Origin of the sequence: Agromyces binzhouensis (assembly GCF_042672355.1) — a bacterium.
Taxonomy (GTDB): Bacteria; Actinomycetota; Actinomycetes; order Actinomycetales; family Microbacteriaceae; genus Agromyces; species Agromyces binzhouensis.
Window position 1 is genome coordinate 23,802 of sequence record NZ_JBHXVJ010000003.1, and the last position, 22,328, is coordinate 46,129.

Consider the following 22,328-nt stretch of genomic DNA (forward strand, 5'->3'; position numbering starts at 1 on the left):
AGGAACCACAGCAATGGCTCTCAACAACCCCGCCTTCTCACGCAATGAGGCGTTCACCTCCGGCCAGGGGGCGGTGGCTGTCGCACAGGACATGTCCGCCCAGCAGCTGCAGGACATGTACAACCAGCCCGCCACGCTCCCCGACCGCGACGTCATGACGATCGAGGACTCGATCGCGAAGTCCGCCGCCGCCTTCGGCGTGCTGCTCGTCGGCGCGGCGATCGGCTGGCTCACGGCCCAGTCCCTCCCGTTCCTCTGGATCGGCGCCGGCCTCATCGGCTTCGTGCTCGCGCTCGTCAACATCTTCAAGAAGGAGCCGTCGCCCGCGCTCATCCTCGCGTACGCGGGCGTCCAGGGCGTCTTCGTCGGCGGCATCTCGGCGTGGTACGAGATGGCCTTCGGCGGCGGCATCGTCGCCCAGGCCGTGATCGCCACGCTCGTGGTCGTCGGCGTGACCCTCGCCCTCTTCGCCTCGGGCAAGATCCGGGCATCGAAGAAGGCCACCAAGATCTTCCTCGTCGCGATGGTCGGCTACCTCGTGTTCTCCCTCGTGAACATGGGTCTGATCCTGTTCGGCGCCACCGACGACCCGTGGGGCCTCCGCGGTGCCGACATCCCGGGCACCTCCATCCCGTTCGGCCTGGTGATCGGCATCCTCGTGGTCATCATGGCCGCGTACTCGCTCGTGCTCGACTTCGACTTCATCCAGCAGGGCGTGCGCAACCGGGCCCCGAGGAAGTACGGCTGGACCGGCGCCTTCGGCATCATGGTCACGGTCATCTGGCTCTACCTCGAGATCCTGCGCATCCTCGCGATCGCGCGCGACTAGCGCCCACCGACCGCACACGCGAACGGGCCGTCCCCTCGGGGGCGGCCCGTTCCGCGTTCCCGGGTGCGTCGTGCGGGCTGCTCAGCGGCGGGTCGCCGCGCGGGCGAGCAGCACCGCGCGTTCGCGCTCGTTCGCGGTCAGGCGCGCAGCCTCCGCGAACGCCTCGCGCGCCTCATCGAGGCGGTCGAGGCGTTCGAGGAGTTCCGCGCGAACGGCGTGCAGCGGGTGGTATCGAGCCAGCCGGCCGTCGGCGGCCAGCTCGTCGACGAGCGCGAGCCCTGCCGCTGGGCCCTCGGCCATCGCGACGGCCACGGCCCGGTTGAGCTCGACCACGGGCGACGGCGCGACCCGGCCGAGCGCCTCGTAGAGGGCGACGATCACGGGCCAGTCGGTGTCGTCGACGGATGCCGCGACATCGTGCTGCTCGGCGATCGCCGCCTGCAGGGCGTACGGCCCGCGCCCGCGGCCGATCGCGTCCGCCCGCGTCAGCGCCGCGCGTCCGCGCGTGATCGCGGAGCGGTCCCACCGCCGCCGGTCCTGGTCGCCGAGCAGCACCGGGTCGCCGTGGGCGTCGAGCCGCGCGGGGAATCGCGCCGCCGTGAGCTCCATGAGCGCCACCAGCCCGTGCGCCTCGGGTTCGCGCGGCACGAGTGCCGCGAGCACGCGGGCCAGCCGCAACGCCTCCCTGCTGAGCTCGGGCCGCATGAGGTCCTCCCCCGCCGACGCGGAGTGGCCCTCGTTGAACACGAGGTAGAGCACGCCGAGCACCGTGCCGAGTCGCTCGGGGAACTCGTCGCGGGGCGGCACCTCGAACGGCACGCCCGCCGCGCCGAGCGTCTTCTTCGCCCGCACGATGCGCTGCTGCACGGTCGAGACGGGGGTGAGGAAGGCCCGCGCGATCTCCTCCGTCGTGAGGCCGCCCACGACGCGGAGCGTCAGCGCGACGCGCGCCTCGCGCGAGAGCACCGGATGGCACGACACGAACACGAGTCGGAGGACGTCGTCGTCGATCGCGTCGGGGTCGTACGGCAGGCCGCCCGCGGCATCCGTCGCCTCGGCCCGCTCGCGCTCGAGGTCGTGCGCGATCGCCGCGAGCCGCTCGTCGTAGCGCTCGCGACGCCGCCAGCCGTCGATGGCGCGGCGCTTGGCGACCGCGGTGAGCCACGCACCCGGGTTCGAGGGGACGCCGGACGTGGGCCACTGCGCGAGCGCCTCGGCGAGCGCGTCCTGCGCGAGGTCCTCGGCGAGCGCGAAGTCGCCGACGGCCCGCGTCAGGGTCGCGACGATCCGGGCCGACTCGCGGCGCCAGACGGCCGCGACGGCGCGCCGGGCGGACTCGGGGTCCGTCGGGCGCGCCGCCTCGGCATCCGTCTCGTCGATCACGGGCGGATGGCGCGGCTCACGCCCCGGCGGCGCGCTGCGCCTGCTCCTCGCGCCAGCCCGCCTCCTTCTGGATCCACTCGTTGTCCTGCGGGAAGTCGTCGAGCTCGGTCACCCGGCGCACCTCGAGCTTGGACCCGGGACCGAGCGGGCACCGCTTGGCCCACTCCGCGGCCTCCTCCTTCGAGGCGACCTCGAGGATCCAGAAGCCGTTGAAGAGCTCCTTGGTCTCGCCGTACGGACCGTCGGTGACCAGCGGCGGCTCGGCGTCGAAGTCGACGACGAAGCCCTCGCTCGCGTCGGAGAGGCCCTCGCCGGCGAGCATGACGCCGGCCTTCATCATCTCCTCGTTGTATCGGCCCATGGCCTCGATGACCTGCTCGAACGGGATGTCCTGGTAGGCCTCGACGGCTCGGTCGTCGGCCCGCATGATCAGCATGTACTTCGGCATGATGGGATGCTCCTCGCGTGTCCGGGTCGCGTCTCGACCCTCTCACTGATGACGTCGAACGGGAAGCGCCCGGATCGACACGAGCGCCCGGAGATCTTCGAACTCAGAGCCCGAGGGTCTGCATGGTCGCCCTGATCGCGTCGCCGGATGCCGCGAGCAGCCCCGCCTCGGTCTCCGACATGGGCGTCTCGGCGATCGGGAACGCCCCGTTGCCGCCCACCACGGACGGCATCGAGAGCGCGACCCCGTCGAGCCCGAACGCACCGGAGTGCACGGTCGACACGGGGAGCACCGCGTGCTCGTCGTCGAGCAGCGCCTCGACGATCCGCGCACCGGAGAGGCCGATGGCGTAGTTCGTCGCGCCCTTGCCGCGGATGACGGTGTAGGCCGCGTTGCGGACCTCGGACGCGATGCCGTCGAGCTCGTCGATCGAGAACCGCTCGCCGCCCGTCCAGTCCAGGATCGGCACCGGTCCGATGCGCGCGTTCGACCACAGCGGGAACTCGGTGTCGCCGTGCTCGCCCACGATGTCGGCGTGCACGCTCGACGTCATGACGCCCGCGCGCTTCGCGAGCAGCCATCGCAGGCGCGACGTGTCGAGCACCGTGCCCGACCCGATGACCCGCTCCGCCGGCAGCCCGCTGATCTGCCGGGCCGCGACCGTGAGCACGTCGACGGGGTTCGTCACGAGCACGTAGATCGCGTCGGGCGCGCGCTCGAGCAGCTGGGGCAGGAGACGTTCGAGGATCCCGACGTTCGTTCCGGCGAGCTCCATCCGGCTCTGCCCGGGCTGCTGCTTCGCCCCCGCCGTGATGACGACGACGTGCGAGCCCGCGACGACGTCGAGGTCGGCACCGCCCATCACGCTCGAGCGCGTGAACTGGGTGCCGTGCGCGAGGTCGAGCACCTCGGCTTCGACCTTCTCCTCCGCGATGTCGTACAGCGCGATCTGGTTCGCGGACTCCCGGATGAGCGAGGCGTACACGAGGCTCGCACCCACGCTGCCCGCTCCGATGACGCTGAGCTTCGAGTTCTCGATGACCGGCATGCGGTCAGGCTAGCGCCTCACTCCCACTCGATGGTCCCCGGCGGCTTCGACGTGACGTCGAGCACGACCCGGTTGACCTCGGGCACCTCGTTGGTGATGCGGTTGGAGATCTTGGCGAGCACGTCGAAGGGCACGCGGGTCCAGTCGGCCGTCATCGCGTCCTCCGACGAGACGGGCCGCAGCACGATCGGGTGGCCGTAGGTGCGGCCGTCGCCCTGGACGCCGACCGAGCGCACGTCGGCGAGCAGCACGACCGGGCACTGCCAGATCTCGTCGTCGAGCCCGGCCGCGGTGAGCTCGGCCCGCGCGATGGCGTCGGCGTCGCGCAGCACCTCGAGGCGCTCGCGCGTGACCTCGCCGACGATGCGGATGCCGAGGCCGGGTCCGGGGAACGGCTGGCGGCCGACGATGACCTCGGGCAGCCCGAGCTCGCGGCCGATCGCGCGCACCTCGTCCTTGAAGAGGGTGCGGAGCGGCTCGACGAGCTCGAACTGCAGGTCTTCCGGCAGGCCGCCGACGTTGTGGTGGCTCTTGATGTTCGCGGTGCCCGTGCCGCCGCCCGACTCGACGACGTCGGGGTAGAGCGTGCCCTGGACGAGGAACCTCACCGGCTCGCCCTCGGCCGCCGCCTCGGCGATGAGGTCGCGCTCGGCCTGCTCGAAGGCGCGGATGAACTCGCGCCCGATGATCTTGCGCTTCTCCTCGGGGTCGGTGACCCCGGCGAGCGCGTCGAGGAACGTGTCGGCCGCGTCGACGGTCACGAGGCGCACGCCGGTCGCGGCGACGTAGTCCTCCTGGACCTGCTCGCGCTCGCCCTTGCGGAGCAGGCCGTGGTCGACGAAGACGGCGGTCAGCTGGTCGCCGACGGCCTCGTGCACGAGCGCCGTCGACACCGCCGAGTCGACGCCGCCCGAGAGGGCCGAGATCACGCGCGCCGACCCGACCTGGGCGCGGATGCGCTCGACCTGCTCGGCGATCACGTTGCCCGAGTTCCAGTCGGCGGGGATCCCCGCGGCGCGGTGCAGGAAGTTCTCGATGACGTCCTGTCCGAACGGCGAGTGCTTGACCTCGGGGTGCCACTGCACGCCGTAGAAGCCCTGCTCGTCGCTCGCGAACGCCGCGACGGGGGTGGTCGCGGTCGACGCGAGCACGTCGAACCCCTCGGGGGCGACGGCGACGGAGTCGCCGTGGCTCATCCACACGGTCTGGTGCTCGGGCTGGCCGCCGAGCAGGGTGTTCCGGTCGTCGACGCGCACGGTCGCGGCCGTCGAGCCGTACTCGCGGTGGCCGGTGCGGGCCACCTCGCCGCCGAGCTGCTGCGCCATGACCTGGAAGCCGTAGCAGATGCCCAGCGTCGGAACGCCGAGTTCGAGGATGCCCGGGTCGAGCGAGGGCGCACCCGGCTCGTACACCGACGAGGGTCCGCCCGAGAGCACGATCCCGACCGGGTCCTTCGCGCGGACCTCGTCGGCCGTGATCGTGTGCGGCACGATCTCGGAGTAGACGGATGCCTCGCGCACGCGTCGCGCGATCAGCTGCGCGTACTGCGCGCCGAAGTCCACGACGAGGACGGGTCGCTGCTGGGTCTCGCTCACTGGGCGGCCTCCACGGGCTCGGAATCGGTGTCGGAGTCGGAATCGGTCGCAGCGGGTGCGGCCGAGGCCGCGGCATCCGCTTCGCGCGCCGCGAGGTAGTCGCGGACCTCGCGCCCGATGCGGGCCTCGAGGAAGAACGAGAGGAACGGCACGATGCCGCCGGAGGCCAGGACCAGCAGGCGCCAGAACGGCCAGCGCATGAGGCTCCAGAGCCGGAAGTTGCTGAACAGGTACACGACGTAGAACCAGCCGTGCGCGATGAGGATGCCGGTCGAGAGGTTCACGCCCGTGCCGGTCGACTCGAGCCCCTCGGGAGTCTCCACCACGGGCTCGAGCGACAGCAGCCCGTTCGGCCCGAATGCGTACAGCTCGACGAACCACACGTACTTGAGGAGCATCTCGGCGGTGAGCAGCAGCAGCATCACGCCCGTGATGTTCGAGGCGATCATGTAGAACTTCAGCGCCCCGCGGATGCGCGGGAATTCAGCCGGTTTGGGCTCGAGGGGCATGGCGTCCAGTCTAAACGGCGCCCGGCTGGGTGATGGCCCCGACGGATGTCGCGCAGCGCAGGGCCGCGCGCGTCGGATGAACCCCGCTCAGTCGCGCGCCGCGTCGGCCGGTGCCGCGGCGGCGGTCGCCTCGGCCTCCGCCGCGAGCTCGGCCTCCTCGCGCTCGCGCTGCACGGCGTCCTTCACGAGTCGGTACCAGAGGAAGACCGCGAACCCTGCGAACACGACCCACTCGACGGCGTAGAACACGTTGAGCCAGTTCAGCTCGGACTCCTGCAGCGGCGGGGGCGAGTGGATGGCCTCGAGGCCCGCGACGGGGTCGGTTGCGGTGACGTAGCCGAAGTACACGGGCCGGTCGTCGTAGTCGGCCCAGACGTTGATCAGGTGCGCGACCGCGACCGTCGTCATCGACTGCGGGTCCTCCGCCTCGTCGGGCGCCACGGGCGCCTCGCTCGGGAGGAACCGGCCGACGACCTCGACCTCGCCGCCGGACGCCGCAGCCTGATCGACCTCTGCGAGCGCTGCGCGCGCCGTCTCCTCGTCGGCCGTCCAGCCGAGGGCGACGGGGAGCCCGCCGGGCGCGGCATCCGTCACCTCGAGGTGGGCGACGACCCACCACCCGGGGACGCCGTCGTTGAGGCGGCCCTGCACGAGCACCGTGTCGCCCGGCACGATCGTGCCGGTCACCGAGACGCGCTGGCCGGTCGCGGCCTGCTCGGTCGGGCCGTCGGGCCGAACCACGTCGCCGAAGGGGCGCACGTCCTCGGTGGGTCGCTCGACCACGGTCGCCTGCTCGACCGCGCGGTCGACCTGCCACTGCGCGAGGAGCGCGAAGCCCGCCGCGATGCCGAGCGCAGCGATCAGGGCGAGCACCCAGCGGGGGCGCAGCATCATCCGGAGCATGTCGCCCGAGATTCTAGCCGGGCGGGATGCGCGCCCCCTGCGAGCGGCCTCGGCGGATCAGTCGACCTTCACGATGTCGGGCGCCTCGAGCCGCTCCCGGTCGGCCGACTCGTCGTCGGGCTGCTCCTGCGACGCCCGTTCCGCGGCGACGCGCTGCAGGTACCGCTCGACCTCGAGCGCCTCGCGGTCGGCGTCCCAGCCGAGCACGCCCGCCATGAGCCGCGCGGCGACCGGCGCGGCGGAGACCCCGCGGTCCCACGCCTCGATCGAGATGCGCGTGCGCCGCGCGAGCACGTCGTCGAGGTGCAGGGCACCCTCGTGCGAGGCGGCGTACACGACCTCGGCGCCGAGGTAGTCGTCGGCCCCGGGCAGCGGATCGCCGAGTTCGGGGGTCTCGCGGATCAGGTCGAGGAGCTCGTCGGTGAGCGTGCCGTACCGGTTCAGCAGGTGCTCGATGCGGACCTTGTGGACGCCGAACGCCCGGGCGATCTTGCCGCGCTTGTTCCATGCGGCCTGGTATCCCTCGGCACCGAGGAGCGGGATGTCCTGGGTCGTCGAGGTGGGCACGCGACCGTCGAGCGCGTCGGCGGCCGCGTCGATCGCGTCCTTCGCCATGACCCGGTAGGTGGTCCACTTGCCGCCGGCGACGACGACGAGCCCGGGCACCGTGTGCGCGACGACGTGCTCGCGCGAGAGCTTCGACGTCGACTCGCTCTCCCCCGCGAGCAACGGCCTGAGCCCCGCGAACACGCCCTCGACGTCCTCGCGGGTGAGCGGGATCGCCAGGACGGCGTTCACGTGCTCGATCAGGTAGTCGATGTCGGCCGCCGTCGCCGCCGGGTGCGCCTTGTCGAGGTTCCAGTCGGTGTCGGTCGTGCCGATCAGCCAGTGCCGGCCCCACGGGATGACGAACAGCACGCTCTTCTCGGTGCGGAAGATCATGCCCATGGCCGACTGGATGCGGTCGCGCGGCACGACGAGGTGGATGCCCTTGGACGCGCGCACCTTGAAGGTGCCGCGCTCGCCCACCATGCGCTGCGTGTCGTCGGTCCACACCCCGGTCGCGTTCACGACCTGCTTCGCACGGATCTCGAAGTGCTCGTCGGTCTGCAGGTCGTGGGCCTTGACGCCCACCACGCGCTCGCCCACCTTCACGAAGCCCTCGACCTTGACCCGGCTCGCGACGTGCGCGCCGTAGAACGACGCGGTGCGGGCGAGGGATGCCACGTACCGGGCATCGTCGACCTGCGCGTCGTAGTACGTCAGCCCGCCGACGAGCGCGTCCTCCGAGAGCGACGGGATCGCGCGCATGACCTGGCGCTTCGAGAGGTGCCGGTGGTGCGGCACGCCCGGCGGGCGTCCGCCCGAGTAGCTGAAGATGTCGTAGAGCAGCATGCCGGCGCCGATGTAGACCCGCTCGAACACCCGCTTCTGCAGCGGGTAGAGGAACCGCACGGGCTTCACGAGGTGCGGCGCGATGCGCTGCAGCAGGAGGCCGCGTTCGATGAGCGCCTCGCGCACGAGTCGGAAGTCGAGCTGCTCGAGGTAGCGGATGCCGCCGTGCACGAGCTTGGACGATCGGCTCGAGGTGCCCGACGCCCAGTCCCTCGCCTCGAGGAGTCCGGTCGACAGCCCGCGTGTCACGGCGTCGAGCGCCGCGCCCGTGCCGACGATGCCACCGCCGACCACGAGGACGTCGAGTTCCTTCTCCTTGAGGCGTGCGATCGCCGCCTCACGCTCCTCCGGTCCGAGCTTGTTCGAACGCGTCACCGTCTTCAGTCTCGCCATCGTCGCTCCCCATCCCCGGGCGGACCGCGGCGGCCACGCCCGTCCGTCCCAACGCTACCCGAGCGCCGCGCGCTGGGCCATGGAATCGGCTGGGGATGCGGGCGGGTTGACAGTCGGCGCCGGAACGGTCGACCGCGACCGCGGCCGCGACCGCGGGGGACGGCCGTCGCCGCTGCGACGAACCCGGCGGATGGGGACTACGCCGACGGGTACGGCGCGACGACGACCTCGACGCGCTGGAACTCCTTGAGGTCGGAGTACCCGGTCGTGGCCATCGACTTGCGCAGCGCGCCGACCAGGTTCGCCGTGCCGTCGGCGGCGGGCGCCGGGCCGTAGAGGATCTCCTCGAGCGGGGCGACCTGGCCGACCTGCACGCGCTGGCCGCGCGGCAGCTTCGAGTGGTGCGCCTCCGGGCCCCAGTGCCATCCGCCGCCCGGTGCGTCGGTCGCCCGCGCGAGCGCGGCACCGAGCATGACCGCGTCGGCGCCGCACGCGACCGCCTTGACGATGTCGCCGGCCGCACCGACGCCGCCGTCGGCGATGACGTGCACGTACCGGCCGCCCGACTCGTCGAGGTAGTCGCGGCGCGCGCCCGCGACATCCGCCACGGCCGTCGCCATCGGCGCGTGGATGCCGAGCGTGGTGCGCGTGGTCGACGCCGCGCCGCCGCCGAAGCCGACGAGCACTCCGGCCGCGCCCGTGCGCATGAGGTGCAGCGCCGCGGTGTAGGTCGCCGCACCGCCGACGATGACGGGCACGTCGAGCTCGTAGATGAACTTCTTGAGGTTCAGCGGTTCCTGGTTCTTCGAGACGTGCTCGGCGGAGACCGTCGTGCCGCGGATCACGAAGAGGTCGACGCCCGCGGCGACGACGGTCTCGTAGAGCTCCTGCGTGCGCTGCGGGGAGAGCGCGCCGGCGACGGTGACGCCGGCGGCGCGCACCTCGGCGAGGCGGGCCGTGACGAGGTCGGGCTTGATCGGCTCGGAGTACAGCTCCTGCATGCGGGCCGTCGCCTGCTCGTCGGTGAGGTTGCGGATCTCGGCGAGCGCCGGCTCCGGGTCCTCGTACCGCGTCCAGAGACCCTCGAGGTCGAGCACGCCCAGGCCGCCCAGCTGCCCCATCATGATCGCCGTCTGCGGCGAGACGACCGAGTCCATCGGAGCGGCGAGGAACGGGATGTCGAACTGGTAGGCGTCGATCGACCAGCCGATCGAGACGTCCTCGGGGTCGCGGGTGCGCCGGCTCGGCACGATGGCGATGTCGTCGAACGCGTAGACGCGACGGCCCCGCTTGGAGCGGCCGATCTCGATCTCCTGGGTCACCCGTCAACCCTACCGAAGGGCCCCGACGTGCGACACGGATGCCGCGGGCTCGGGCTCAGCGCGCCCGCGCCACCCGCGCCTCGTCCCACACGGGCTCGTCCGCCTCGACGACCTCGCCGTCGGAGCGGAACACCACGAACCGGTCGAACGACCTGGTGAACCAGCGGTCGTGCGTGACGGCGAGCACCGTGCCGTCGAACCGCGAGAGCGCATCCTCGAGGGCCTCGGCCGACACGAGGTCGAGGTTGTCGGTCGGCTCGTCGAGGAGCAGCAGCGTCGCGCCGGAGAGCTCGAGCAGCAGGATCTGCAGGCGCGCCTGCTGGCCGCCCGAGAGCGCATCGAACTCCTGCAGCGCCGCGGCGGCCAGGCCGTAGCGGTCGAGCGCGGAGCTCGCCGCCTCGCGCGCCATGCCCTCCCGGTTCGCGTCGCCCCGGTGCAGGATGTCGAGGAGCGTCCGACCGCGGAGCCCCGGCAGCTCGTGACCCTGCGCGAACCAGCCCGGCACGACCCGCGCGCCGAGCGTCGCGGTGCCGGTGTGCGGGACGGCGGCGAGGGTCGCACCGACATCCGTCACGTGGCCCTTCGCCCGGTCGGGGTCGCTGCCCCCGGTGGCGAGGAGCCGGAGGAAGTGCGACTTGCCCGACCCGTTCGACCCGAGCACCGCGACGCGGTCGCCGTACCAGACCTCGAGGTCGAACGGCCGCATGAGGCCGGTCAGCTCGAGGCCCTCGCACACGACGGCGCGCTTGCCGGTGCGCGATCCGCGGAGGCGCATCGACACCGCCTGGTCGGGCGGTCGCTCCTCGGGCGGGCCGGCCTCCTCGAACTTCCGCAGTCGGGTGACCGCGGCCTGGTAGCGGGAGGCCATGCCGTCGTTGTACGTCGCCTTGACCTTCAGCGTCTGCACGAGCTGCTTCAGCTGCGCGTGCTGCTCGTCCCAGCGGCGCCGCAGCTCATCGAGGCGGGCGAAGCGCTCCTCGCGCGCGGCGTGGTAGCCGCCGAAGCCGCCGCCGTGCACCCACGCCGTGCTGCCCGCGGCGCCCGCCTCGAGCGTCACGATCCGATCGGCGGCACGGGCCAGGAGCTCGCGGTCGTGCGAGACCAGCAGCACGGTCTTCGGCGTCGCCCGCAGCTGCCGCTCGAGCCAGCGCTTGCCGGGCACGTCGAGCGAGTTGTCTGGCTCGTCGAGCAGCAGCACCTCCTCGGGCCCGCGCAGCAGCGCCTCGAGCGCCAGCCGCTTCTGCTCACCGCCCGAGAGCGTCGAGAGCTCGCGCCACTTCGCGCGCTCGAACGGGATGCCGAGGGCGGCCGTCGTGCAGTGGTCCCAGACGACCTCCTGGTCGTACCCCCCGGCCTCGGCGTACTCCGCGAGCGCCGATGCGTACCGCATCTGCGCGGCCGTGTCGTCCGTCTCGATGAGCGCGTTCTCGGCACGCTCGAGTTCGATCGCCGCAGCGCGCACGCGCGCGGGCGCGACCGTCGCGAGCAGGCCGTGCACGGTGCGCTCCATGCCCTCGACGACCTCGCCGCGACCGACGAACTGGTCCATCACCCCGAGGCCGCCGACCACCTGGATGCTCCCCTCGTCGGCCCGCAGCTCGCCTCGGACGATCCGGAGCAGCGTGGTCTTCCCCGCGCCGTTCTGGCCGATGAGCGCCGTCGTGCGCCCTTCGGTGACCCGGAACGCGAGGTCGGCGAGGAGCGGCCGGCCGTCCGGCAGCGAGAAGGAGACGCCGTTGACGTCGATGAAGCCCATGGGCCCGATTCCGATCCGTGTCCGCGGCATCCGCCGCACCGCCCGGCGGGCAGCCGACCAGACTAGCCGATGACGGATGCCCCGGCACGACGCTCCGGCACGGTGCCGCCGCACGCTCACGTGGGGCAGTCTGGAGACATGGACCGCATCGCCGCAGACCCGCTCGACGTACTCCGCACCCGGACCAGCGCCAAGTGGCGCATGTACGACCAGGACGTGCTGCCGCTCCCGGTCGCGGAGATGGACTACCCGCTGGCAGAACCCATAGCGACGGCGCTCCACGCCGCGATCCGCCGCTCCGACACGGGCTACGCCGCTGGGAGCCTGCCCGTCGCGGAGGCGTTCTCCGCCTTCGCCGCGGAGCGCCTCGGGTGGGAGCCCGACCCCGAGCGGGTGACCTGCACCGCCGACGTCTCGATGGGCATCGTCGAGGTGCTGCGCCGCGTCATCGCACCCGATGACGGCGTCGTGATCTGCCCGCCGATCTATCCCCCGTTCTTCGACCTCGTGACCGAGGCCGGCGGCCGCGTCGTCGCCGTGCCGCTCGCCGGCGGCATCGACGAGGGCTGGTCGCTCGACCTCCAGGGCGTCGAGGCCGCGTTCGCCGACGGCGCCCGGGCGATGGTGCTCTGCAACCCGCACAACCCGGTCGGGCTCGTGCCGGTTCGGGAGCAGCTCGAGGCCCTGGCCGAGGTCGCCGCCCGGTTCGATGCGACGATCGTCTCCGACGAGGTGCACGGACCGCTCTCCCAGCCCGGATCGCCCTACGTGCCGTTCCTCACCGTGTCGGATGCCGCGCGGGAGCACGGCGTCACCGTCACCGCCGCGAGCAAGGCGTTCAACCTCGCCGGGCTGAAGGCCGCGATGATGATCACGGCGAGCGCACGCGGCGACGCCGTCCGCGACGTCATGCCCTACGAGGTCGGCTGGCGCATGAGCCAGTTCGGCTCGATCGCATCGGTCGCGGCGTTCCGTCACGGCGCGCACTGGCTCGACGGCGTCATCGCGTCGATCGACGACAACCGCCGGCTCCTCGCGGACCTCCTCGAGGATGAGCTGCCCGGCGTGCGGTACCGGATGCCGCAGGCCACCTACCTCGCCTGGCTCGACCTGTCGGTGCTCGGATGGGGCGACGATCCGGCCGCCGTGGCGCTCGAGCGCGCGCGGGTCGCGCTCGCCGGCGGCCCCGCGTTCGGGGCGGATGTCGGCCGCGGGCACGCACGCCTGAACCTCGCGTGCTCCCCTGAGGTGCTGTCGGAGGCGATCAGTCGCATCGCGGACGCGCGCGACGAGGGGTGAGACGCGCGAGGCGGGCTCGGCCATCGGCCGAACCCGCCTCGCGGGGTGTCGCGACGTCGTCGCGCCGCGCCGACCTTCAGCGCGTGTAGTTCGGCGCCTCGACGACGAACTGCACGTCGTGCGGGTGCGACTCCTTGAGGCCGGCCGGCGTGATGCGCACGAAGCGGCCCTTCGACTTGAGCTCGGCGACGGTGCGCGCGCCGACGTAGAACATCGACTGCCGGAGCCCGCCGACGAGCTGGTACGCGACGGCCGACACCGGGCCGCGGTACGGTACCTGCCCCTCGATGCCCTCGGGGATCAGCTTGTCGTCGCTCGGCACGTCGGCCTGGAAGTACCGGTCCTTCGAATACGACGTCTTCTTGCCGCGCGTCTGCAGGGCGCCGAGCGAGCCCATCCCGCGATACGTCTTGTACTGCTTGCCGTTCTGGAAGACGAGGTCGCCGGGGCTCTCGGCGGTGCCGGCGAGGAGCGAGCCGAGCATGACCGTGTCGGCGCCGGCGACCAGGGCCTTGGCGATGTCGCCCGAGTACTGCAGGCCGCCGTCGGCGATGAGCGGCACGCCCGCCGGCTTCGTGGCCTTCGACGCCTCGTACACGGCGGTGATCTGCGGCACGCCGACGCCCGCGACGACGCGGGTCGTGCAGATCGAGCCCGGGCCGACGCCGACCTTCACGGCGTCGGCGCCGGCGTCGACGAGGGCCTTCGCGCCCTCGTACGTCGCGACGTTGCCGCCGATCACGTCGATGTGGGCGAACGTGGGGTCGGCCTTCAGCCGTCGGATCACGTCGAGCACGCCGGCGGACTCGCCGTTGGCGGTGTCGACGACGAGCACGTCGACGCCCGCGTCGCGCAGGGCCTCGGCGCGCTCCCAGGCGTCGCCGAAGAAGCCCATCGCGGCGCCGACCCGCAGACGCCCCTCGGCGTCCTTCGTGGCGTGCGGGTACTGCTCGGACTTGTCGAAGTCCTTCACGGTGATCAGCCCGGTCAGGCGTCCGCGGTCGTCGACCAGCGGGAGCTTCTCGACCTTGTGCTGGGCGAAGATCGCGATCGCCTCGTCGGGGTCCATGCCGACCCGGCCGGTGATCAGCGGGGCCTTGGTCATCACGTCGGCGACGCTGGTGGTCGACTTCTCGAAGTCGGACACGAACCGCATGTCGCGGTTCGTGATGATGCCGACGAGCACGCCGTCGGCGTCGACGACGGGCAGGCCCGAGACCCGGTAGGTCGCGCACAACTGGTCGACCTCGGCCACCGTCGCGTCCGGCGTGGTGGTCACGGGGTTCGAGACCATGCCCGACTCGCTGCGCTTCACGCGGTCGACCATCTCGGCCTGCTCGGCGATCGAGAGGTTGCGGTGCAGGATGCCGATCCCGCCCTGGCGTGCCATGGCGATCGCCATCCGGGCCTCGGTGACGGTGTCCATCGCCGCCGACAGCAGCGGCGTCGCGACCGTGATGCGCCGTGTCAGGCGCGAACTCGTGTCGGCCTCGCTCGGGATCACGTCGGTGTGCCCCGGCAGCAGCAGGACGTCGTCGTACGTCAATCCAGTGAATCCGAACGGATCGGCCTGATCCATGTCGCCCCTTCTCGAGTCGTGCTCGACCGCCCGCGCACCGCGGGTCGCGGGCACGGGCGCATCGTCGCGGTACAGAAGAGTTTAAGCGAGTTTGCGCCGCAGCCATTCCCCGGATAACAATCGAGGGCCGTTTGTGCCCGGCTGCGAAACACCTGGGACATAATCGGCACGTACTGTGACGACGTCGTCGCAGGAAAGGCGTACCCGGTCGACCCCCATACCGGGACCTTTGGAGGTGCAGTGGAATCCACGCAATCAGTCCGCCCGCATTCCCGCGGGAGGTGGCTCATCCTCCTCGGACTCCTGGTGTCCGCACTCACTCTGTCCGGCATCGCAGCGTCCCCTGCGATGGCGGACGAAGGGGGTACGGACAGCCAGGCCGAGGAGTTCGAGTACTTCTTCAGCGGGAACGTGAAGTACAACGACGAGCCGCTCGAGGGGGTGTCCATCGCCGTCTCCGGCAACGGCTTCGAAGCGGAGACCGAGACCGATGAGAACGGCCAATGGACGCTCGGCGTCCCCGAGAAGGAGGCCTACGAGCTGACGCTCGACGAGGACACCCTCCCGGAGGGCGTGATCGTCGAAGACGGGCAGTCGACCATCGATGCGGAGTTCGGACTCACCAAGCGGAAGTCCGTGAACTTCTTCCTCGGCGAAGGACAGCGCGTCACGACCGACTACGGCGCCCAGGTGCTGATCCGTGTCGTGAACGGCCTGAACTTCGGCCTCCTGCTCGCGCTCGCCGCGATCGGCCTGTCGCTGATCTTCGGCACGACCGGGCTCTCCAACTTCGCGCACGCGGAGATGATCACCTTCGGCGCGTTGATGATGCTGACGTTCAGCAACATGCTCGCGTTGCCGGTGTGGCTCGCGATCCTGATCGCGATCGCGCTCTCCGCCGGGCTCGGCTGGACGCTCGACGCGGGTCTCTGGAAACCCCTGCGCAAACGAGGGGTGGGGTTGATCCCGCTGATGATCGTCAGCATCGGCCTCTCGCTGGCGCTGCGCTACACGTTCCAGTTCTTCTACGGCGGATCGACGAGGCAGCTGCCGGGAGCGACCCTCCCGCGCGAGATCGTGCTCGGACCGATCCTGCTCTCGTGGATCGACGTGGCGAGCATGGCGACCTCCGTCATCGTGCTGCTCGCGGTCGCGTACTTCCTCCTCCGGACCCGCATCGGCAAGGCGACCCGCGCGGTCTCCGACAACTCCCCGCTCGCTGCGGCGAGCGGTATCGACGTCGACCGCGTCATCCGCATCGTCTGGGTCCTGGGCGGCGCCCTCGCCGGTCTCTCCGGCATCCTGTGGGCGTACTTCCGCCCCGGCGTCAGCTGGGACATGGGCTTCCAGATCCTGCTGCTCGTCTTCGCCGCGGTCACCCTCGGCGGTCTCGGCACGGCCTTCGGCGCACTCGTCGGCTCCCTCATCGTGGGTCTCTTCATCGAGGTCTCCACGCTGTGGCTCCCGAGTGACATGAAGTACGTCGGCGCGCTGCTCGTGCTGATCCTCGTGCTGCTGTTCCGACCGCAGGGAATCCTGGGTCGCCGAGAGAGAATCGGATAAGGGGCCGACAATGATCGACTGGATTCAGATCTTCTCGAACGCGGCGCAGGAGCTCATCAGCCCGACGACCGCCGCGTACGCCCTGGCCGCGCTCGGCCTGGCGATCCACTTCGGGTACACCGGCCTGCTGAACTTCGGCCAGGCGGGCTTCATGGCCCTCGGTGCGTACGGATTCGCCATCTCCACGCTGACCTTCGGGTTCCCCGTATGGGCCTCGGTGCTCGTCGGCATCGGTGCGTCCATCGTGTTCGCCCTCATCCTGGGCATCCCGACCCTCCGGCTGCGAGCCGACTACCTGGCCATCGTGACGATCGCGGCCGCGGAGATCCTGCGCCTGATCTTCACCACCAACACGTTCGACGACGTGACGGGGTCGGCGAGCGGCCTTCAGGGCTACAAGGGCGGCATCGCCGCGATGAACCCGATCCCTGACGGCACCTACGGGTTCGGCCCGTTCACCTACAACGCCTACGACTGGTGGATCCGGATCCTCGGATGGACGGTCGTCATCCTCGCCGCGCTGTTCACGTGGTCGATCATGCGAAGCCCCTGGGGCCGCGTGATCAAGGGCATCCGCGAGGACGAGGACGCCGTGCGCGCCCTCGGCAAGAACGTCTACTCGTACAAGATGCAGAGCCTGATCCTGGGTGGCGTCTTCGGCACCCTCGCCGGCATGATCTTCATCATGCCGCGCGCAGTCGTGCCGGCGAATTACCAGACGTCGCTCACCTTCTTCATCTACGCGATCCTGCTGCTCGGCGGCGCCGCGACGATCCTCGGGCCGATCGTGGGCTCGATGATCTTCTGGGTGCTGCTCTCGTTCTTCTCGGGCTTCATGGCCCGAGCGGTCGAGGCGGGCTGGCTCCCGTTCATGACGCAGGTCCAGGCCGGCCAGCTGCGATTCATCCTGGTCGGCGTCGCGATCATGCTCCTCGTGGTATTCAGGCCACAGGGCATCTTCGGCAACAAGAAGGAGCTGTCCTTTGTCCGATAACGCCACCCCCACGACGCCGGTCAAGACGACCGGCCTCCACGTCGGCGAAGCGGGTCCGGGCTGCAAGAAGGTCGACCCGATCATCATCGCCGACGGCGTCAAGCGCACGTTCGGCGGCCTGACGGCCGTCGACGTCGCACACGTCGAGATCCCGCGCGGCGCGATCACGGCGCTCATCGGCCCGAACGGTGCCGGCAAGACCACGTTCTTCAACCTGCTCACCGGCTTCGACAAGCCGGACGAGGGCAAGTGGGAGTTCGACGGCCGCTCGCTGGCCCACGTCCCGGCGTACCGGGTCGCCCGCATGGGGCTCATCCGGACCTTCCAGCTGACGAAGGCGCTCGGCCTGCTCACCGTGCTCGACAACATGAAGCTGGGGGCGAAGGGCCAGAGCGGGGAGAACCTGTTCCGCTCGGTGTTCCCCTTCTTCTGGCGCAGCCAGGAGGACGAGATCGAGGCGAAGGCCAAGGAGATCCTCGCCCGCTTCAAGCTCGACGCGAAGCAGGAGGACTACGCCGCCAGCCTCTCGGGCGGACAGCGCAAGCTGCTGGAGATGGCCCGAGCGCTCATGAGCGACCCGACACTGGTGATGCTCGACGAGCCGATGGCGGGTGTGAACCCCGCGCTCACGCAGTCGCTGCTCGACCACATCCTCGACCTCAAGTCGCAGGGCATGACGGTCCTGTTCGTCGAGCACGACATGCACATGGTCCGCCACATCGCCGACTGGGTGATCGTGATGGCCGAGGGCAAGATCGTGGCCGAGGGCGATCCGCACGAGGTCATGCGGGACCCCGCCGTGATCGACGCCTACCTCGGCGCGCATCACGACACCGATCTCGGCGACGACGACGATCCGGAGTCCGTCGAGCACATCCACGCCTTGAAGGAGCTCATCGATGACGAACAGTGAATCAGCGGCGAGCGCCGAGCCGACGGGCGGCACCGCCACGGTCGACACGCGCGATCTCGTCGTCGAGGTCCGGGATGTCACTGCGGGCTACCTGCCCGGCGTGAACATCCTCAACGGTTGCTCGCTGACGGCGCGCGACGGCGAGCTGATCGGCATCATCGGACCGAACGGCGCCGGCAAGTCGACGCTGCTGAAGGCGATCTTCGGGCTCGTGAAGGTCCGTGAGGGCGGCATCTACCTCCAGGGCGACGAGATCACCAACCAGAAGGCGAACAAGCTGGTCTCCAAGGGCGTCGGGTTCGTCCCGCAGACGAACAACGTGTTCCCGTCGCTGACCATCCAGGAGAACCTCGAGATGGGCATCTTCCAGAAGCCCAAGGATCTCAAGCATCGCCTCGAGTTCGTGGTCGACATCTTCCCCGAGCTCGGCAAGCGCCTCGCGCAGCGCGCAGGTTCGCTCTCCGGCGGTGAGCGCCAGATGGTGGCGATGTCGCGCGCACTCATGATGGGTCCGCACGTGCTGCTCCTCGACGAGCCCAGCGCGGGCCTGTCGCCCGTCCGACAGGACGAGGCGTTCCTGCGGGTGAAGGAGATCAACCGTGCGGGCGTGACGACCATCATGGTCGAGCAGAATGCCCGCCGCTGCCTCCAGATCTGCGACCGCGGATACGTCCTCGACCAGGGCCGTGACGCCTACGAGGGCCCCGGCCGCGAGCTGCTGAACGACCCGAAGGTCATCGGCCTCTACCTGGGCACGCTCGGCCAGGACTGAGTCACCGCTCGAAGCCCGAAGGGGGCGGATGCCACGGCATCCGCCCCCTTCGTCGTCCCCGCTGCATTCCGCCGATCCCCGGTGCCCTGGGGCTCGTCCTGTTCGGGCTCCTCGCCGTCGACGGCCGGCCACCGGCGACGCGTCAGCGGCCGTGCCTGGACCGATGGGCCCTCCGTCGGCCCGTCGGTCCCATCTCCGGCTCGCCAGGGTCCCCGGGCCCGACCGGGCCCGTGGCCCGCACTCCGAGCCCGGGAGCCGCCGTCCGCCGCGACAGGTCGCGAGGCCCGCGGAGTCGATGCCCGCTGGACTCGTCACCTGCGGTGGCCCGCCGCATCGACACCACCGTCGCGCACCGGTCGTCCGGCAGCGTCGTTCGGCAGTCAGTCGTCCTGATCGACAGCGTCGGTTCTGCAGTCCCCCGTTCGACAGCCGTCCATGCGGCTGCCGTCGCGGCTCACGGCAAGCCTGCGCCTTCCGCACCCGGCGCTGAGTCCGGATGCGGCCACTCGACTCGCCGGCCTCTGCGGACCGCGGCACCGAGCGGTATCCGCATGCGCTTCATGCGGGCACGCGAAAGGGCCCCGGCCGAAGCCGGGGCCCTTCGCTGCGTGTCAGCCGATCAGCCGATGCGCGTGATGGTGTTGTCGTCCTCGTACTCGTAGATGCCGATGGTGGCCTCGGTCGGGTCACCGTTCTCGTCGAGGGTGATCGGACCCGACGCACCGTCGAAGTCGATCTGCGAGCCCTCGGCGAGCAGGGCGGCAGCGTCGGCGAACGTGGTCACGGTCTCGCCGTCACCCGAACCGCCCGACACCTGCTGGAGGTACGCACCGATGTCCTCGCCGGCCGTGCTGTTGGCGGCGTAGGCCGCGAGCGCGATCAGCATGAGGGAGTCGTACGACTCCGGTCCGTAGCTGAAGCTGTCGAGGTTGGGGTCGACTCCGAGCAGTCGTTCCTCGAAGTCGGCTTCGAGCATCGGGCCGGGGAGCGTGCCCTTCGCACCGGCGACGAGGCCGGGCGCGAAGTCCGCGCTGTAGTCGGTCAGGTTTCCGTCGACGAAGTACAGCTGGTCGCCGGGGTAGCCCCCGCCGACGAGGGCCGGCACCACGACCTTGGCCTCGTCGAACGTGATGACCGCGACGGCGTCGGGGTTCGCGGCGTTGATCGCCGAGAGCTGCGCGTCGAAGTTCGAGTCACCCGTGTTGAAGAGCTCCTCGGCCACGACCTCGCCGCCGGCTGCCTCGAAGGCCTCCGTCGTCGCAGCCGCGAGACCCGTGCCGTACGGGTCGTTGAGGACCAGGAGGCCGAGCGTCGACGCGCCGTCCTCCGCGATCAGGTTGCCGAGGACCTCGCCCTGGAGGAGGTCGGACGGCGCGGTGCGGAAGTAGAGGCCGTTGTCGTCGTAGTCCGTGAAGTCGGGCGACGTGTTGGCCGGCGAGAAGTGGACGACACCGGCGGAGGTGATCTGGTCGATGACCGTGAACGACACACCCGACGAGGCGGCGCCGATGATCGCCGAGACGTCCTGCGAGAGGAGGTCGGTGACCGAGACGGTGGCGATGTCGGTGGTGGTGTCGCCGGAGTCGCGGTAGACGACCTCGACCTGGATGCCTGCGTCGGCCTCGTTGATCTCCTCGGCGGCGAGTGCGACACCGGCTTCCTCGGGCGGGCCGAGGAAGGCGAGGGTGCCGGACTGCGGCAGGATGGTGCCGACCTTCAGGGTGAGGTCGCGCTCACCAGCCTCGATGGGCAGGGCGTCGCCGGTGTCGGCCGGCTCCTCGGACTCTTCCGGGGTGGTGCCGCCCGTGCTGCACGCGGTGAGGAGGAGGGCGGAAACGCCAGCAATGGCGATGCCCGTCCAAGCCGCGCGAGCCGAGCGCGAGCCGGTGGCCCTCGCGAATACGCTCATGATGCTCCTTGGGACTGAAGGATCGGTACTGAAACAGCGTCTGGCGACGCCGATGTATCGACCGTATTGCCCGCCCACAGTGGAAACAAGATTGCCTCGATCACAACCCGGTAACGCACACGGAATCGTTACCTGAGCGACACTGACGCGCGATTCTCCGCACGATTCCTGCGATTCCGCCACGAAATCCGCCATCGGGCCACGCTTCGGACCGCGACGATCCAGCCCCAGTACGGGGGCCTCGAAGGCGCTCAGACGGGCTCGAGGTTCGCAGCCCGCCGAGCGGCTCGCGCCCCGCGGAGGAGGTCGAAGGTGAGCACGACGAGCGCCAGCCAGACGAGGCCGAACCCGGCCCATCGCTCCGGCGGCATCGGCTCGCCGAGGACGACGACGCCGACGACGAACTGGATGAATGGGGCGAAGTACTGGATGAACCCCATGTAGATCAGCGGGAGGCGTCGCGACGCGGCGGCGAACAGGAGGAGCGGGATCGCGGTCACCGCGCCGGCGGAGAGCAGCAGCACGGTGTGCCATCCGCTCGCGGAGCCGATGGTGAGCCCGGTCGTCGACGCGACGACCACGAGGAGGATCGCCGCGACGGGTGCGAGCCACGCGGTCTCGAGGGTGAGGCCGGAGACCGCGTCGACACGGTGGCCGACCCGCTTCTTGATCAGGCCGTAGAAGCCGAAGCTGAAGGCCAGGACGAGCGCGATCCACGGCATCTGCCCGTACCCGACGGTGAGCACGACCACGGCGACGATCGAGATCCCGACGGCCGTCCACTGCACGGCGTTCAACCGCTCGCGGAGCACGATGACCCCGAGGAACACGGTCACGATCGGGTTGATGAAGTACCCCAGCGCGGCCTCGACGACGTGCCCGGTGAGCGCAGCGTAGACGTACGTGAGCCAGTTCACGAAGATCAGCACGCCGGCCAGGCCCATGATCAGCACCACGCGCCGATCGCGCATGAGCGCGCGGAACGCGCGCCAGGTGCGCGTGACCGCGATCAGGACGGCGCAGAAGACGAGCGAGAGCAGGATGCGCATCGCCACGATCTCGATCGGCCCGCTCGGCGCGAGGGCGATGAAGTAGACGGGGAGGAACCCCCACAGCGCGTAGGCGGAGACGGCGTAGGCGATCCCGGCGCGACTCACGCCGTCTGGCCTGACGCGCGCCGGTGCGCCGGTGGACGGAGCGGATGACACCGTGTCAGCCTACGCGCGACCTCCGACCCGTCGGCGCGCGCCGACTGCCGACCTCCGTCGACATCCCGCCGGGCTCGTCGCGGCCCTGCCGTCGAGGCGAGGACCGGAGACGACGACGCGGCCCGGATGCCAGAGGCATCCGGGCCGCGAGGATGTCGGTGTCGACTAGCGGACGACGACCGCGAGGACGTCGCGGGCCGACAGGACGAGGAAGTCGTCGCCGCCGAACTTCACCTCGGTGCCGCCGTACTTGGAGTAGATCACCTTGTCGCCGACGGCCACGTCGAGCGGGACACGGTTGCCGTTGTCGTCGATCCGGCCCGGGCCGACCGCCACGACCTCGCCCTCCTGGGGCTTCTCCTTGGCGGTGTCGGGGATGACCAGGCCGGAGGCGGTGGTCTGCTCGGCCTCGACCTGCTTGATGACGATTCGATCCTCGAGCGGCTTGATGGAAACCGACACGGTTGACCTCTTTCTTGACGAAGACTGGGGTTAGCAGCCTCTGAGTGA

The 22,328-nt window shown here is 70.6% G+C and carries 19 protein-coding genes; 6 read left to right on the top strand and 13 right to left on the bottom strand.

Translation table 11 applies throughout. The features are described 5' to 3' along the window. The first annotated feature begins 13 nt into the window (after positions 1-13). A complete protein-coding gene (locus ACFVHK_RS05890; RefSeq protein WP_376928018.1) occupies positions 14-829 on the top strand; it encodes a Bax inhibitor-1/YccA family protein in 816 nt (271 codons plus the stop codon). An 81-nt stretch (positions 830-910) separates the two neighbouring features. On the opposite strand, the gene ACFVHK_RS05895 is transcribed toward ACFVHK_RS05890, so the two are convergent. The 9 genes from ACFVHK_RS05895 to ACFVHK_RS05935 all read right to left on the bottom strand — a co-directional run bounded on the left by ACFVHK_RS05895 (position 911) and on the right by ACFVHK_RS05935 (position 11,581). Continuing rightward, on the bottom strand, positions 911-2,209 hold the full coding sequence (locus ACFVHK_RS05895) for an RNA polymerase sigma factor (protein WP_376928316.1): 1,299 nt from the start codon (positions 2,207-2,209) through the stop codon (positions 911-913). Positions 2,210-2,228: 19 nt separating this feature from the next. Next, positions 2,229-2,660, bottom strand: a complete 432-nt coding sequence (locus ACFVHK_RS05900; RefSeq protein ID WP_376928019.1) for a YciI family protein — start codon at positions 2,658-2,660, stop codon at positions 2,229-2,231. Between the two features lie 103 nt (positions 2,661-2,763). Further along, positions 2,764-3,708: an L-lactate dehydrogenase gene (locus ACFVHK_RS05905; protein WP_129235436.1), complete on the bottom strand. Its 945-nt coding sequence runs from the start codon at positions 3,706-3,708 to the stop codon at positions 2,764-2,766. Positions 3,709-3,725: 17 nt separating this feature from the next. Further along, a complete protein-coding gene (gene guaA / locus ACFVHK_RS05910) occupies positions 3,726-5,303 on the bottom strand; it encodes a glutamine-hydrolyzing GMP synthase (RefSeq protein ID WP_376928020.1) in 1,578 nt (525 codons plus the stop codon). After that, entirely contained in the window at positions 5,300-5,812 is a 513-nt protein-coding gene (locus ACFVHK_RS05915; RefSeq protein ID WP_376928021.1) for a DUF3817 domain-containing protein, read from the bottom strand. Before ACFVHK_RS05915 ends, guaA begins: the two co-directional genes overlap by 4 nt. 87 nt (positions 5,813-5,899) lie before the next feature. Next, positions 5,900-6,715 (bottom strand): SURF1 family protein, encoded by an 816-nt coding sequence (locus tag ACFVHK_RS05920; RefSeq protein WP_376928022.1) that lies wholly within the window; start codon positions 6,713-6,715, stop codon positions 5,900-5,902. Between the two features lie 57 nt (positions 6,716-6,772). Further along, complete coding sequence (locus tag ACFVHK_RS05925; RefSeq protein ID WP_207207171.1) at positions 6,773-8,503, bottom strand: glycerol-3-phosphate dehydrogenase/oxidase; 1,731 nt, start codon at positions 8,501-8,503, stop codon at positions 6,773-6,775. Positions 8,504-8,700: 197 nt separating this feature from the next. After that, positions 8,701-9,825, bottom strand: a complete 1,125-nt coding sequence (locus ACFVHK_RS05930) for a GuaB3 family IMP dehydrogenase-related protein (protein ID WP_376928023.1) — start codon at positions 9,823-9,825, stop codon at positions 8,701-8,703. Between the two features lie 55 nt (positions 9,826-9,880). After that, complete coding sequence (locus tag ACFVHK_RS05935) at positions 9,881-11,581, bottom strand: ABC-F family ATP-binding cassette domain-containing protein (protein WP_376928024.1); 1,701 nt, start codon at positions 11,579-11,581, stop codon at positions 9,881-9,883. Positions 11,582-11,719: 138 nt separating this feature from the next. On the opposite strand from ACFVHK_RS05935, the gene ACFVHK_RS05940 reads away from it, so the two are divergent. Next, positions 11,720-12,880 carry a MalY/PatB family protein gene (locus tag ACFVHK_RS05940; RefSeq protein ID WP_376928025.1) on the top strand — a complete coding sequence of 387 codons (1,161 nt, stop codon included), beginning with the start codon at positions 11,720-11,722 and terminating at the stop codon, positions 12,878-12,880. A gap of 76 nt (positions 12,881-12,956) precedes the next feature. Here the strand turns inward: ACFVHK_RS05940 and guaB are convergent, their stop codons facing one another. Further along, on the bottom strand, positions 12,957-14,459 hold the full coding sequence (guaB, locus tag ACFVHK_RS05945; protein ID WP_376928026.1) for an IMP dehydrogenase: 1,503 nt from the start codon (positions 14,457-14,459) through the stop codon (positions 12,957-12,959). A gap of 348 nt (positions 14,460-14,807) precedes the next feature. On the opposite strand from guaB, the gene ACFVHK_RS05950 reads away from it, so the two are divergent. From ACFVHK_RS05950 to ACFVHK_RS05965, 4 genes are read left to right on the top strand one after another with little or no spacing between them, the layout of a single operon-like run. Beyond that, positions 14,808-16,022: a branched-chain amino acid ABC transporter permease gene (locus ACFVHK_RS05950; protein ID WP_376928027.1), complete on the top strand. Its 1,215-nt coding sequence runs from the start codon at positions 14,808-14,810 to the stop codon at positions 16,020-16,022. Positions 16,023-16,035: 13 nt separating this feature from the next. After that, entirely contained in the window at positions 16,036-17,016 is a 981-nt protein-coding gene (locus ACFVHK_RS05955; protein ID WP_129233576.1) for a branched-chain amino acid ABC transporter permease, read from the top strand. Continuing rightward, positions 17,006-17,929: an ABC transporter ATP-binding protein gene (locus ACFVHK_RS05960; protein ID WP_376928028.1), complete on the top strand. Its 924-nt coding sequence runs from the start codon at positions 17,006-17,008 to the stop codon at positions 17,927-17,929. Before ACFVHK_RS05955 ends, ACFVHK_RS05960 begins: the two co-directional genes overlap by 11 nt. Next, entirely contained in the window at positions 17,916-18,701 is a 786-nt protein-coding gene (locus ACFVHK_RS05965) for an ABC transporter ATP-binding protein (RefSeq protein WP_376928029.1), read from the top strand. The genes ACFVHK_RS05960 and ACFVHK_RS05965 overlap by 14 nt, the downstream gene beginning before the upstream one ends. A gap of 619 nt (positions 18,702-19,320) precedes the next feature. Here ACFVHK_RS05965 and ACFVHK_RS05970 read toward each other — a convergent pair. The 3 genes from ACFVHK_RS05970 to groES form a co-directional block, all read right to left on the bottom strand. Then, positions 19,321-20,610 carry an ABC transporter substrate-binding protein gene (locus ACFVHK_RS05970; protein WP_376928030.1) on the bottom strand — a complete coding sequence of 430 codons (1,290 nt, stop codon included), beginning with the start codon at positions 20,608-20,610 and terminating at the stop codon, positions 19,321-19,323. Positions 20,611-20,861: 251 nt separating this feature from the next. Beyond that, positions 20,862-21,818: an EamA family transporter RarD gene (gene rarD / locus ACFVHK_RS05975; protein WP_376928031.1), complete on the bottom strand. Its 957-nt coding sequence runs from the start codon at positions 21,816-21,818 to the stop codon at positions 20,862-20,864. Positions 21,819-21,983: 165 nt separating this feature from the next. Beyond that, complete coding sequence (gene groES / locus ACFVHK_RS05980) at positions 21,984-22,280, bottom strand: co-chaperone GroES (protein WP_308797093.1); 297 nt, start codon at positions 22,278-22,280, stop codon at positions 21,984-21,986. Positions 22,281-22,328: the final 48 nt, after the last annotated feature.